Source organism: Microbacterium canaveralium (assembly GCF_047238045.1).
In the GTDB taxonomy this organism is placed as follows: domain Bacteria; phylum Actinomycetota; class Actinomycetes; order Actinomycetales; family Microbacteriaceae; genus Microbacterium.
Genome location: NZ_JBDFMA010000003.1, coordinates 3,005,101 through 3,018,562, shown reverse-complemented (window position 1 = coordinate 3,018,562; position 13,462 = coordinate 3,005,101). Strand labels below are relative to the sequence as shown.

The following is a 13,462-nucleotide window of genomic DNA, read 5'->3' as shown; positions in this document are numbered from 1 at the left end:
GTCAGCCTCCGGTCGAGGCCCGGACGACGAGCTCGGGGCGGAACCGTGCGCGCCGGGGGGTCGCCGCGGGGTCGGCGAGCGACTCGAGGAGCAGCTCGATCGCGGTCGCCCCGATCTCGCGGGCCGGCTGACGCACCGACGACAGCGGCACCACCGTCGACTGGGCGAAGGCGATGTCGTCGTAGCCGATGATCGCCAGGTCGTCGGGAACGCGGATGGAGCCGAGGATCGCCGCGCCCTGAAGGACGCCGACGGCCAGCAGGTCGTTCGCGCAGAAGACGGCGTCCGGACGATCCTCCCGCTTCCTCGCGGCGAATTCCTCGCCGACCTGGCGTCCGGCGAGAACGGTCAGTTCGGGCTTCTCCACGATCTCGAGGTGTGCGCCCGGGACGTCGGCGAGGGCGCGGCGGGCTCCCGCTAGGCGGTCGATGACCTGGCGGACGGCGAGCGGGCCGCCGACGAAGGCGATGCGTCGACGGCCGCGCTCGAGCAGGTGGCGGGTGGCCAGGTATCCGCCCTCGACGTCGTCGACGGCGACGGAGGGCACGCTCCCGTCCGCCGACTCACCGTCCATCAGGACGAGGGGGATACCGGCGTGCGTGATGCCCGGGGCGGCCGGAACGCTCGGGGTGAGCAGGACGCCGCGAACGCGCTGCTCACGGAACAGGTCGAGGTAGGCGTTCTCTCGGGCGCCGTCCGGGCCGCTGTTGCCGAGGAGCACGGAGAGCCCTTCGGCATCGGCGCGCTCCTCGGCGCCGCGCGCCACTTCGGCGAAGAAGGGGTTCGCGCTGTCGAGCACGATGAGACCCACCGATCGGCTCTGTCCCGCGCGGAGCTGGCGCGCGGCGTCGTTGCGCACGAATCCGAGTTCGTCGATCGTCGCATGGACGCGCTCGACGATCGCGGGGGAGACCCTGTCGGGCCGGTTGAGCACGTTCGACACGGTGCCGACGGACACGCCCGCCGCCGCCGCGACGTCCTTGATGCTCGCTGACACCGGCGCTCCTCCGCTTGACGAACCGAGGTGACCACACTATCGTCTGAATCGATTCAGTAATGAAACGATTCACATCTTTCCTCCGAACCCCACCGTCGTGGAGAAGGACCGCCCCATGAGCACCCTCACCCCCGAGATCCTGTCGACCCTCGAAGGACAGGCGATCGAACTTCCGTCGTGGGCATTCGGCAACTCCGGCACGCGCTTCCGCGTGTTCCCGACCGCGGGCACCCCGCGCGATCCGTTCGAGAAGATCGCCGACGCCGCCCAGGTCCACCGCCTGACCGCGCTCGCGCCGACCGTGGCGCTGCACATCCCGTGGGACCTCGTCGACGACTTCGGCGCCCTCCGCCGTCACGCCGAAGACCTCGGTGTGAAGCTCGGCACGATCAACTCCAACACCTTCCAGGACGAGGACTACAAGTTCGGCGCCCTCACCCACCACGACGAGCGCATCCGTCGCAAGGCCATCGACCACCACCTGGAGTGCATCGACGTGATGGATGCCACGGGCTCGCGCGACCTGAAGATCTGGCTCGCCGAGGGCTCGAACTATCCCGGCCAGAACGACATGCGCGGACGCCAGGACCGTCTGCAGGACTCGCTGCAGCAGATCTACGCGCGCCTCGGCGACGACCAGCGGCTCGTGCTGGAGTACAAGTTCTTCGAGCCGTCGTTCTACCACACCGACGTTCCCGACTGGGGGACGTCCTACGCCCAGGTGGCGGCGCTCGGCGACAAGGCGCTCGTGTGCCTCGACACGGGCCATCACGCGCCGGGCACGAACATCGAGTTCATCGTCATGCAGCTGCTGCGCCTCGGCAAGCTCGGCTCGTTCGACTTCAACTCGCGCTTCTACGCCGACGACGACCTCATCGTGGGCGCCGCCGATCCGTTCCAGCTGTTCCGCATCCTCACCGAGGTCGTGCGCGGCGGAGGCCTCAACAACCCCGACGTCGCGTTCATGCTCGACCAGTGCCACAACATCGAGGACAAGATCCCGGGGCAGATCCGCTCGGTGCTGAACGTGCAGGAGATGACGGCTCGCGCCCTCCTCGTCGATCGTGACGCGCTGACCACAGCGCAGCACGCGAACGACGTCCTCACCGCCAACGCGGTCCTGATGGATGCCTTCTACACCGACGTCCGTCCCGCCCTCGCCGAATGGCGCGAGTCGCGCGGGCTTCCCGCCGACCCCATGGCTGCGTTCGCGGCATCCGGCTATCTGCCCCGCATCGCCGAAGAGCGCGTCGGCGGCACCCAGGCCGGCTGGGGCGCCTGACCGAGACCCACCGGGGCGGCGTCTGAATCCGCCGTCCCGGTGTTCATCCCGCTGCCGTGCCCGGCAGCCCCCTCCACCGCCGGGGCGGAGGCTCCGATCCCGCCACTCCGGTTCTCCCTCCCCGTCGCTTCCACCCGTGAGGAACGTCATGACCAGCTCCACCGCCGCCGACCTCGTCGCGCGCAGCAATCGCCTCGGCTCCGACCCGAAGGTCACCAACTACGCCGGCGGCAACACGTCCGCCAAGGGCACCGACATCGATCCCGTCACCGGCGAGCCGGTCGAGCTGCTGTGGGTCAAGGGCTCCGGCGGCGACCTCGGCACGCTCACCGAGAAGGGCCTCGCGGTGCTGCGCCTGGACCGTATGCGCGCTCTCGTCGACGTCTACCCCGGCATCGACCGCGAGGACGAGATGGTCGCCGCGTTCGACTACTGCCTGCACGGCAAGGGGGGAGCCGCCCCGTCGATCGACACCGCCATGCACGGACTCGTGGATGCCGCCCACGTCGACCACCTGCACCCCGACGCGGGCATCGCGATCGCGACCGCCGCGGACGGCGAGGAGCTCACGACGAAGATCTTCGGCGACAAGGTCGTGTGGGTGCCGTGGCGTCGCCCCGGCTTCCAGCTCGGCCTCGACATCGCCGCGATCAAGGCCGCGAACCCGCAGGCGATCGGCACGATCCTCGGCGGACACGGCATCACCGCGTGGGGCGACACGTCCGAGGAGGCCGAGCGCAACTCCCTCTGGATCATCGACACCGCGCAGGCCTACATCGACGAGCACGGCGCGGCCGAGCCGTTCGGCGGCGTCCGTCCTGGCTTCGCCGCCCTCCCCGAGGCCGAGCGCCGCGCGAAGGCCGCAGCCCTCGCCGCGACCATCCGCGGCCTCGCCTCGACCGACAGGCCCATGGTCGGCCACTTCACCGACTCCGACGTCGTGCTGGACTTCCTGGCATCCGAGAAGGCGCCCGCCCTGGCCGCGCTCGGCACGAGCTGCCCCGACCACTTCCTGCGCACCAAGGTCAAGCCGCTGATCCTCGACCTGCCGGCCGACGCCTCGACCGAGGACGCGATCGGGCGCCTGCAGGAACTGCACCAGCAGTACCGCGCCGACTACCAGGCGTACTACGACGCGCACGCCGTCACCGACTCCCCGGCCATCCGCGGGGCCGACCCGCTCATCGTGCTCGTGCCCGGCGTCGGGATGTTCTCGTACGGGGCCAACAAGCAGACGGCGCGCGTGGCGGGGGAGTTCTACGTCAACGCGATCAACGTCATGCGCGGCGCCGAGGCCCTCTCCACCTACGCCCCGATCTCGGATGCCGAGAAGTTCCGCATCGAGTACTGGGCGCTGGAGGAGGCCAAGCTCCAGCGGATGCCGAAGCCCAAGACACACCAGGGGCGCATCGCGTTCGTCACGGGAGCGGCATCCGGGATCGGCAAGGCGATCGCCACCCGCCTGGCCGCGGAGGGCGCGTGCGTCGTCGTCGCCGACCTCGACCTCGAGAAGGCGCAGGCCGCGGCAGCCGAGCTCGGGGGAGTCGACGTTGCGATCGGGGTTGCCGCGAACGTGGCGGATGCCGAGGCCGTTCAGGCCGCGATCGATGCCACGCTGCTGGCGTTCGGTGGCATCGACCTCGTCGTGAACAACGCGGGCCTGTCGCTGTCGAAGCCGCTGCTGGAGACCACTGAGAAGGACTGGGACCTGCAGCACGACGTCATGGCGAAGGGCTCGTTCCTCGTGTCGAAGGCCGCGGCGAAGGCGCTCATCGCGCAGAGAATGGGCGGCGACGTCATCTACATCTCGTCGAAGAACAGCGTCTTCGCGGGGCCCAACAACATCGCGTACTCGGCGACCAAGGCCGACCAGGCGCACCAGGTGCGCCTTCTCGCGGTCGAACTCGGCGAGCACGGCGTGCGCGTGAACGGCATCAACCCCGACGGCGTCGTGCGCGGCTCGGGCATCTTCGCCGCAGGCTGGGGCGCGAACCGCGCCGCCACCTACGGCGTGAAGGAAGAGGACCTCGGCCAGTTCTACGCCAACCGCACGATCCTCAAGCGCGAGGTCGTGCCCGAGAACGTCGCCGACGCCGTGTACGTGCTCACCGGCCCCGAGCTCTCGCGCACCACCGGTCTGCACGTGCCCGTGGACTCGGGCGTCGCCGCGGCGTTCCTGCGATGACGGCGGCGCGGGTCGTCGCGGCCGTCGACCTCGGCGCGACCAGCGGACGCGTGATGATCGGGCGCGTCGGGGGCGACACGATCGAGCTCGAGGAGGTCGCCCGCTTCCCGAACGGTCCCGTCGAGCGTGCCGACGGATGGCACTGGGACATCGAGGCGCTGTGGGGCCACGTGCGCGCCGGGCTCGCGGAAGCGCTGCGACGCGAGCCCGGCATCGAGAGCGTGGGCATCGATTCGTGGGCGGTCGACTACGGGCTGGTGCGCGGTGAGGAGCTGCTCGCCGAGCCGTTCCACTACCGCGACGCCCGCACCGCTCGCGGCGTGGACGCCGTGCACGCGCGGGTTCCGTTCGAGGACCTGTACCGCCGCAATGGTCTGCAGTTCCTCCCGTTCAACACGCTCTACCAGTACGCGGCCGATCCCCGCATCGGTGAAGCGGAGGCGAGTCTGCTCATCCCCGACCTGTTCGCCCAGCGCCTCACGGGTCGCGCGGTCGCCGAGCGGACCAACGCCTCGACGACCGGTCTGCTCGACGTGCGCACGGGGGAGTGGGACACGGCTCTCGCCGTCGCACTCGGCATCCCGGCATCCGTTCTGCCTCCGCTGGTGGACCCGGGCGAGACGATCGGGGAGACCCCCGCAGATTTGGGCGCGGTGCCCGTCGTCGCCGTGGGGTCGCACGACACCGCGTCGGCGATCGTCGCGGTGCCGCTGTCGACCCCGAACGCCGCGTACATCTCGTGCGGGACGTGGGGACTCGTCGGCCTGGAGCTTCCGGAGCCGATCGTGACGGATGCCGCCCGCGCGGCGAACTTCACGAACGAGGGCGGCGTCGACGGGCGCGTGCGCTTCCTCCACAACGTCACCGGGCTGTGGCTGCTCAGTGAGACCGTGCGCGCGTGGGAGGAGGAGGACGGTTCGGCGATCGATCTCCCGCTGCTCCTCGCCTCCGCGGCGTCGGTGTCGCCGCCCGCGCGGCTGTTCGACGCCAACGCACCCGAGCTGGCGGCTCCGGGTGACATGCCGGGCCGTATCGCCGCCCTCCTCGACGCCGATCGGCCGGGCCGGGCGTCGCGTCCGATGTTCGTGCGCATCATCGTCGAGAGCATCGCCGCGGCGTTCGCTCACGCGGTGCGCACCGCGGGCGCGCTCGCCGAGCGCGAGATCGACGTCGTCCACCTCGTCGGGGGCGGGGCGCGAAACGCTCTGCTGTGCCAGGCGACGGCCGATCGCGTCGGCGTCCCGGTCCTCGCCGGTCCAGTCGAGGCCACGGCCTTCGGCAATGTGCTCGTGCAGGCACGCGCGCTCGGCTGCTTCGGCGCCGACGCGAGCCTGGAAGACCTGCGTGCGCGCGTCGCGCACGCGTTCCCTCCCCGTCGCTACGACCCCCGTTCCTGACCATCACGCCCGGATCGGGCGTAGTCTGTGGTCAGACCACACGAAAGCGAGACTCCATGGTTCAGCGCCAGCTGCCCAAGGTCGGCGAGCTCCTCGAGCTCATGCAGTTCAAGAAGCCCGAGCTCGATGCGCGCAAGCGACGCCTCGACGCGGCGCTCACGATCAACGACCTCCGAACGATCGCGAAGCGCCGCACGCCCAAGGCGGCGTTCGACTACACCGACGGCGCCGCTGAGGGCGAGCTTTCGCTGGACCGTGCCCGCCGGGCGTTCGAGGACGTCGAGTTCCACCCCGACATCCTTCGGCCGGCGGCGAACGTCGACACCTCGTGCGAGATCCTCGGCGGTCCGTCGGCGCTGCCGTTCGGTATCGCCCCCACGGGCTTCACGCGCCTGATGCAGACCGAGGGCGAGACCGCCGGTGCCTCCGCGGCGGCGGCGGCCGGCATCCCGTTCACCCTCTCCACGCTCGGCACGACCTCGATCGAGGACGTGAAGGCCGCGAACCCCGTGGGACGCAACTGGTTCCAGCTGTACGTGATGAAGCAGCGCGACATCTCCTACGGTCTGGTCGAGCGCGCCGCCAAGGCCGGCTTCGACACCCTGCAGTTCACCGTCGACACCCCGATCGCCGGTGCCCGCCTGCGCGACAAGCGGAACGGCTTCTCCATCCCGCCGCAGCTCACGCTCGGGACGATCGTGAACGCCATCCCGCGGCCGTGGTGGTGGTACGACTTCCTCACCACGCCGAAGCTCGAGTTCGCCTCACTCAGCACCACCGGCGGAACGGTCGGCGAGCTGCTCAATGCCGCGATGGATCCGACGATCAGCTACGACGATCTCGACATCATCCGGGGCATGTGGCCGGGGAAGCTCGTCGTGAAGGGCGTGCAGAACGTCGCCGACGCCGCGCGTCTGGTCGACCTCGGCGTCGACGGCATCGTCCTGTCCAACCACGGCGGACGCCAGCTCGACCGCGCGCCGATCCCCTTCCGCCTCCTCCCGCACGTGGTGCGCGAGGTCGGCAAGGACGCCACGGTCATGGTCGACACCGGCATCATGAACGGCGCCGACATCGTGGCATCCATCGCCCTCGGCGCGAAGTTCACGCTCATCGGCCGCGCCTACCTGTACGGCCTCATGGCCGGCGGCCGCCAGGGCGTCGATCGCACGATCGCGATCCTGCGCAGCGAGATCGAGCGCACCATGGCGCTGCTCGGAGTCTCGAGCCTCGACGAGCTCGAACCCCGCCACGTCACGCAGCTGACGCGGTTGGTGCCGGTCGCCGACGGGGTCGACGCGCGCGTCTGACCCCGGGTCCGCGCGCGGCGTCGGCGATTCGCGCTGCGTCAGTGCGATGCGGGCGGATGCCGCTGATTGGGTGCGGATCGCTGAGCGTGTGCGGCGCGGCCGCGGCGTCTGCCGTACCGCGCGCAGCGTCGGCGATTCGCGCAACCTCAGTGCGATGCGGGCGGATGCCGCTGATTGGGTGCGGATCGCTGAGCGTGTGCGGCGCGGCCGCGGCGTACGCTCCGGCGCGAATCGCTGAGCGTGCGTCGCGCCGCCCTGGTCACGACCCCTCCGCCGCCGCAGCCTCGTCGCGGCCGCCGCGCGTCCTCGCGGCGGCGCCGAGCGTGAGCGTGGACAGCAGGCCGAGCGCGAGGAAGCCCGCCGCGGTGAACGCGGCCGCGCGGGTGCCGTCGCTGAAGGCGGCGCGCGCATCGGACGCAACGTCTTTCGTCAGGGGCGATTGCTCGAGGCCGACGATCGCCGCGCCGGCGCTGTCGACGACCTGCGAGACGACCTGGTCACGCTGTTCGGCGGGCAGGCCGCGGTCGTCGAGGGCCGACGACAGCACGCTCCCGGTGGTGGAGAACAGCACCGTGCCCAGGATCGCGACACCCAGCGCCGCACCCAGTTGCCGCGAGGTCGACTGCGTCCCCGACGCCGCGCCGCTCTCTCCGGGCGGCACCTCGGCCAGCACCACGCCGGTGAGCTGTGCGGTCGCCAGGCCCACACCGACGCCGTAGACGAACAGGAACGGGACGAGCGGGCCCCAGGTGGCATCCGGTCCGATCGTGAAGGCGACGCCGGCGACACCGATGATCTCGCCCAGCAGGCCCGCCCGGACGATCCAGACCGGGGCGACGCGCCCGCTCAGAGCGCCGGCGATACCGCTGGCGACGAAGGAGCCGATCGCGAGCGACAGCAGCAGAAGGCCGGTCTGCAGTGCGTCGAAGCCCACGACGAACTGCAGCCATAGGGGGAGCGCGAGGATGATGCCGAACTCCCCGAGCGATACGACGGCGGCGGCGATGTTGCCGTTGCGGAAGGACGCGATCCGGAAGAGGCCCAGGGCGAGCAGCGTCGAACGGCCGGTTCGCTGCCGTCGAAGCCCCCAGGCGATGAACGCGACGAGGGCGACCGCCGCCACCGCGAACGCGATCGGCACCGGCGAGAGCGACACCGGCCACTGCGCGTCGCCGATCCGAGGGGTCTCGTTCACGGTCCACCAGCCGTACGTGCGGCCCTCGATGAGCCCGAAGACGAGCGGCGCCATCGTCAGCACCGACAGCAGGGCGCCGACGCCGTCGATGCTCTCGCGGCGGTCGCTCCGCGATTCCGCCACCGTGAACAGGACTCCGACGATGATGAGGATGCCGAGCGGGATGTTGATCCCGAACGCCCATCGCCACGAGAACGAGGTCGTCAGCCAGCCGCCGAGCAGAGGGCCCACCGCCGCCATGCCGCCGATGGTGGATCCCCACACGGCGAAAGCGATCCCGCGTTCGCGTCCGCGGAACGTGGCGTTGATGAGCGACAGCGTCGTCGGCAGGATCATCGACCCGCCGACGCCCTGCACCAGGCGGGCGAGGATGAGCAGTCCGCCACTGGGGGCGATCGCGGCGGCGATCGACGCGAGGCCGAAGACGACGACGCCGATGAGCATGAGCCGTCGACGTCCGAAACGGTCGGCGAGGCTGCCGAAGACGAGCAGCAGGGACGCGAAGACGAGGGTGTACGCCTCTTGGACCCACTGGACGTCGGTGGATGAGATGCCGAGATCCTCGACGATCGACGGGACGGCGACGTTGACGATCGTGGAGTCCACGATGATCAGCGAGACCGCGATGCTGATGAAGACGAGCCCGGCCCAGCGGCGACCCGTCCGAGATGCGTTCATATCGCTAGCTTATCTAGCGAAATTGAACAACGGTAGTTGTCTACCGCGTCGCGTCGATCGGCCGGATTGCGCAGGGGGGTGACCTACCATCGGATGATGGGGAGCTGGTCGTGATCGAGTCGTCCCCCCTGTCGAACGTCAGGGTGGTGGCAGAGCGGGTCGTCGCGGGCGCGCTGCCCCTGTCGCCGGCGCCCGACATCGCAGACCTGCGTTTCCTGGCCGATATCGAGGCCGGGCCCGCCCCGCGCATCTGGGTGGATGCCAGCGCGCAGACGCTCGAGGCGCTCCTGATCGCGCGTGCCCGGTTGGACCGTGTGGACGACGCGATCCGCCTGGTCGACGCGCACTTCGCCGACGGACGCCTCCGAGCTCCGGGCCGGATGGAGCCGGAGACGCGATCGACCCTGCTGTCCGCGGTGGCCGAGGTCTACGCGGCGGCGGGGTGGTCGCGCCGGGCCGGTGAGTATGCCGCCTCCGCCATCGCGTACGCCCCCGACGCAGCGACGCTCTACCGCGCCCGAGCGGTGCGCTGTCTGGCGGCGGCCGTCAACGGCGAGTACCGCCTGGCGGAGGAGAGCCTGCAGGTGTGCGACGACCTGGCGGAGACGTCCGGCTGGGGGATCGTGCACCCCGACTACGACCTGCTGCTCGCGCGCATCCTCATCGCCTCCGCTGCCCTCGACGCCGAGACGCTCTCACGCACCGCCGAGCACCTGCGCGAGGGATCGCCAGCGGATCCGTTCTGGCAGTACTCGGCCCGGGCCGCCGAGGCGATGTGCGCGCTCATCCGTCGCGACTACGCCGAGGGCATCGTGCTCGTGGCCGCCCTCGCGGGTGGCACCGATGCGCACTCGGGTCATGCGATGGTGCGGGGTTTCGCGCAGGGTGTGTACGCCGACCTGCTCCTGGCCCGTGGCGAGCCGCGACGCGCACTGGCGGTCCTGGAGGGGCGGGTGTCGCCGCCCGGCCACGCGCTGTGCTTCGACATGCAGCGCGCCGCGGCTCTCATCGCCCTGGGCCGTGAGCGGGAGGTGCTGGAGTCGACGGATCCGTGCATCCGCATGGGGACGCACCACTGCGTCCGTACTCTCACTCCCCTGCTGCTCCGTCGCGCTGTCGCCCACGTGCGTCTCGGCAACGATCACGCCGCCGACGCCGCGTTCGACGAGGGGTTCCACCTGTCCGAGAACATGGGCGGGTCTCTCACCCCGTACCTGACGCTGCCGCGGACGGAGCTTCTCCTTCTTCTCGAGCGGATGACGGCACGGCATCCGGACTCCGCGGAAGCGGCCGAGCGCGTGGCGGCGATGCTCGCGGTGGTCCCCACGAACGACCACCGTCCACGGCTGCCCGCGCTGAGTCCGCGCGAGGAGCGACTCGCGCTGTCGCTCCGCGGCCCCCGGAGCCTGCCGCAGATCGCGGAAGAGCTCGAGGTCTCTCCCAATACCGTCAAGTCGCAGCTGCGCTCGATCTACGCGAAGCTCCAGGTGTCGGGACGCGAGGCCGCCGTGGCCGTGCTCGAGGCGCACGGGTTCTACGTCTGACCGCGACCGTCACGATGGGGTGGGGTGTTCGGTCCCGGTCGCGCCCCGTGGTCAGGTCGAGGGGTGGGTCCGCGGGGCGGGTCGCGCGTTCCCGGCCAGTCCCGTCGCGCGATCCGTGGGCAGCGGGATCGGGGTCGTGCCGGCGACCTCATCGCTGAAGTCCTCCGGTTCGGGGGCGATCGTGGTGATGGGGCGCGTCTCGTCCAGGGTGATCCGGAACCGCTTCGTCTCGTGCTTGTGCACGCGGCCGCTCCCGAGCGTCCATCCGACGCCGATGCCGCACGCGATGAACGCCACGATGGCGGCCAGCCCGATCGCCACGCGCGGGCCGAACTCTCCCGCGACCCAGCCGACGATCGGGGCGCCCACGGGGGTGCCGCCGAGGAGGATCGCCATGTAGAGCGCGAGGACCCGACCGCGCAGCGCCGGGTCGGTGGTGGTCTGCACGTAGCCGTTGGCGGTCGTGAGCGTCGTCACCACGCAGAAGCCGGTGAGCACGAGCGTCGCCGCGTACGTCTCGTAGCTGGGGGCGAGGACGGACAGGGTGGATGCCACGGCGAAGCCGCCGGCACCGAGGATGACGACCCGCATGCGGGCCTGGTCGCGCCGCGCGGCGAGGAGCGCTCCGGCGAGCGAGCCGATCGCGACGAACGAGCTCAGAAGCCCGAAGCCGTCGGCGCCGCGCCCGAATTCGAGGGCCATCGTGGAGGCGAAGATCGGGAAGTTCATGCCGAAGGCGCCGAGCAGGAAGACCATCGCGAACGTCACGACGAGATCGGGGCGCTTCGCGACGTACCGGAATCCGTCGGCCAGGCGGGCGGGGCCGCCGCCGCGGTGATGACTGACCAGCTCGTGCGGGCGCATCAGGGCGAGGGCGCCGAGCATGCCGATGAAGGTGAACGCGTTGACGAGGAACACCCACCCCGTGCCGACGACAACGATCATGAGACCCGCCACGGCGGGGCCGATCAGGCGCGCCGTGTTGAACGAGGCGGCGTTCAGCGCGACGGCGTTGGAGGCGTTCTCTTTCGCGACCAGGTCGGAGACGAACGCCTGACGCGCCGGATTGTCGAAGGCCGTGATGACGCCGAGCGCGAGGGCGAAGACGAACATGAGCGGCAGCGTCATGACCCCGGTCAGCAGCAGGATGCCGAGGGCCACGGCAAGCGCGAGCATCGCGCTCTGCGTGCACATGATGAGCTTGCGGCGGTCGAAGCGGTCGGCGACCCACCCCGTGACCCCGACGAGCAGCAGGGGCGGAGCGAACTGCAGCGCCATCGTCACGCCCATCGCGGCGGCGTCGTTCGGGGTCAGCTCGGTCAGGACGACCCAGTTCTGCGCGGTCGACTGCATCCACGCGCCGATGTTCGACACGAGGGCGCCGATGAACCAGACGCGATAGTTGTAGACCGAGAACGAGCGGAACATCGCACTCATCTCTCCGCCACCCTTCGCATGATCTCGGCCGCGGCCGCCAGTGTCTTCCGCTCGTCGTCGTCCAGTGCGGCGAGGGCTTCTTCGAGCCAGGCGTCGCGGCGCCGCACGGTCTCGTCGACGACGAGACGACCGGCATCCGTCAGGGCGATCGTGACCTTGCGACGGTCGTCGTCATCGGGAGTGCGCGAGACGTAGCCCGCCTCCTCGAGGAGCGACACGGTCCGGTTCATGGAGGGAGCCGTCACCCGCTCGCGGTCGGCGAGCTGGCCGAGCGTATGGTCGCCGTGCATGGTGAGCGCGGCGAGCACCGCGAACTGCCCGTCGCTCATGGTGTCGACCGCGCGTTGCGCCCGCAGGCGCCGGGCGAGACGGAACGTGGCCATGCGCAGCTCGGAGGCGGCCGTGCTGAGGTCGTCGCGCGAGTCGGATCGGGGGGATTCGTCGACGCGTTTGTTCATGCTGTTAATTAGCATACCTCATTAGTCTTGCTAATGGTTTGATTCGTCGTTCTCCGTCCGGACCCCCGCCCCTAGACTCGGCGCATGCCCGAGTACGTCGACGCCTACGGCATTCCGATCATCTACGACGTCTACGAGGCAGAGTCGCCGCGGGCCGTCGTGCAGCTGCTGCACGGTGTCGGCGAACACGCGGGTCGGTACGGCGCTCTCATCGACGCGCTGGTCGCCGACGGCTACACGGTGTACGCCGACGACCATCGCGGGCACGGGCGCACGGGTCTGCGGCAGTGGGGCGACGATCACGCGAAGCTCGGCCGCCTCGGCCCCGGCGGCCTCGGCGCCGCCCGCGACGCCGTGTGGACCCTGACCCAGATCATCCGCGAAGCGCACCCCGACCTGCCGATCGTCCTCCTCGGCCATTCGTGGGGCTCATTCCTCGCGCAGATGCTGGTGGATCGGCATCCGGATGCCTATGACGCCCTCGTCCTGAGCGGATCCGCGCTGCGCTGGCCGGGTGCGCTGAACTCCGGAGACCTCAACGCCCGGTGGAAGCACCTCAAGGGCACGGGTATGGAGTGGCTCTCGAGCGTCGAGCAGGTCGGCCGGGACTTCCTCTCCGATCCGCTGACGACCTCGACACCGCTGCTGCGGCTGTTCGGCCCCGTCGAGACGGCGAAGCTCATCGGTCGTCCGCGCCGCGATCTCGGTCACGACATCCCGACGCTCCTCATGGTCGGGCGCGACGACCCGGTCGGCGGTCCCCGCAGCGTGCATCTCCTCGCGGATGCCTATCGGAAGCGCTCGGGCTTCACCGACGTCACGACCCTCGTCTACCCCGGCGCGCGGCACGAGATCTTCGCCGAGGCGCAGCAGGCCGAGGTGCGCGCCGACCTCGCCGCCTGGCTCGACGCGCGGTTCCCCGCGCGGGACTGACGCCCGTTCTCCTGACGCGGGGCTCGACGCGCACGGGCCCGCCGTA

General features: G+C 70.6%; 10 protein-coding genes. 6 read left to right on the top strand and 4 right to left on the bottom strand.

The window, feature by feature from the left end; genetic code table 11:
- Window position 1 precedes the first annotated feature (1 nt).
- Complete coding sequence (locus ABC271_RS15355; RefSeq protein WP_412925703.1) at window positions 2-997, bottom strand: LacI family DNA-binding transcriptional regulator; 996 nt, start codon at window positions 995-997, stop codon at window positions 2-4.
- 115 nt (window positions 998-1,112) lie between these two features.
- Here ABC271_RS15355 and rhaI point away from each other — a divergent pair, with 115 nt between their 5' ends.
- The 4 genes from rhaI (at window position 1,113) to ABC271_RS15335 (ending at window position 7,171) form a co-directional block, all read left to right on the top strand.
- Window positions 1,113-2,279 carry an L-rhamnose isomerase gene (gene rhaI, locus ABC271_RS15350; protein ID WP_412925702.1) on the top strand — a complete coding sequence of 389 codons (1,167 nt, stop codon included), beginning with the start codon at window positions 1,113-1,115 and terminating at the stop codon, window positions 2,277-2,279.
- A 148-nt stretch (window positions 2,280-2,427) separates the two neighbouring features.
- On the top strand, window positions 2,428-4,464 hold the full coding sequence (locus tag ABC271_RS15345) for a bifunctional aldolase/short-chain dehydrogenase (RefSeq protein ID WP_412925701.1): 2,037 nt from the start codon (window positions 2,428-2,430) through the stop codon (window positions 4,462-4,464).
- Window positions 4,461-5,861, top strand: a complete 1,401-nt coding sequence (locus ABC271_RS15340) for a rhamnulokinase (RefSeq protein ID WP_412925700.1) — start codon at window positions 4,461-4,463, stop codon at window positions 5,859-5,861. The genes ABC271_RS15345 and ABC271_RS15340 overlap by 4 nt, the downstream gene beginning before the upstream one ends.
- 56 nt (window positions 5,862-5,917) lie before the next feature.
- On the top strand, window positions 5,918-7,171 hold the full coding sequence (locus tag ABC271_RS15335; protein ID WP_412925699.1) for an alpha-hydroxy acid oxidase: 1,254 nt from the start codon (window positions 5,918-5,920) through the stop codon (window positions 7,169-7,171).
- Window positions 7,172-7,430: 259 nt separating this feature from the next.
- On the opposite strand, the gene ABC271_RS15330 is transcribed toward ABC271_RS15335, so the two are convergent.
- Window positions 7,431-9,044: a DHA2 family efflux MFS transporter permease subunit gene (locus ABC271_RS15330; protein WP_412925698.1), complete on the bottom strand. Its 1,614-nt coding sequence runs from the start codon at window positions 9,042-9,044 to the stop codon at window positions 7,431-7,433.
- A 110-nt stretch (window positions 9,045-9,154) separates the two neighbouring features.
- Between ABC271_RS15330 and ABC271_RS15325 the strand changes: the two genes are divergently transcribed.
- Window positions 9,155-10,588, top strand: a complete 1,434-nt coding sequence (locus ABC271_RS15325; protein ID WP_412925697.1) for a helix-turn-helix transcriptional regulator — start codon at window positions 9,155-9,157, stop codon at window positions 10,586-10,588.
- Window positions 10,589-10,639: 51 nt separating this feature from the next.
- On the opposite strand, the gene ABC271_RS15320 is transcribed toward ABC271_RS15325, so the two are convergent.
- Together ABC271_RS15320 and ABC271_RS15315 are read right to left on the bottom strand one after the other, a co-directional pair.
- Window positions 10,640-12,025: an MFS transporter gene (locus ABC271_RS15320; RefSeq protein ID WP_412925696.1), complete on the bottom strand. Its 1,386-nt coding sequence runs from the start codon at window positions 12,023-12,025 to the stop codon at window positions 10,640-10,642.
- A complete protein-coding gene (locus ABC271_RS15315) occupies window positions 12,022-12,483 on the bottom strand; it encodes a MarR family winged helix-turn-helix transcriptional regulator (RefSeq protein ID WP_412925695.1) in 462 nt (153 codons plus the stop codon). Before ABC271_RS15315 ends, ABC271_RS15320 begins: the two co-directional genes overlap by 4 nt.
- Before the next feature lie 84 nt (window positions 12,484-12,567).
- Here ABC271_RS15315 and ABC271_RS15310 point away from each other — a divergent pair, with 84 nt between their 5' ends.
- Window positions 12,568-13,416 carry an alpha/beta fold hydrolase gene (locus ABC271_RS15310; RefSeq protein WP_412925694.1) on the top strand — a complete coding sequence of 283 codons (849 nt, stop codon included), beginning with the start codon at window positions 12,568-12,570 and terminating at the stop codon, window positions 13,414-13,416.
- Window positions 13,417-13,462 lie beyond the last annotated feature (46 nt).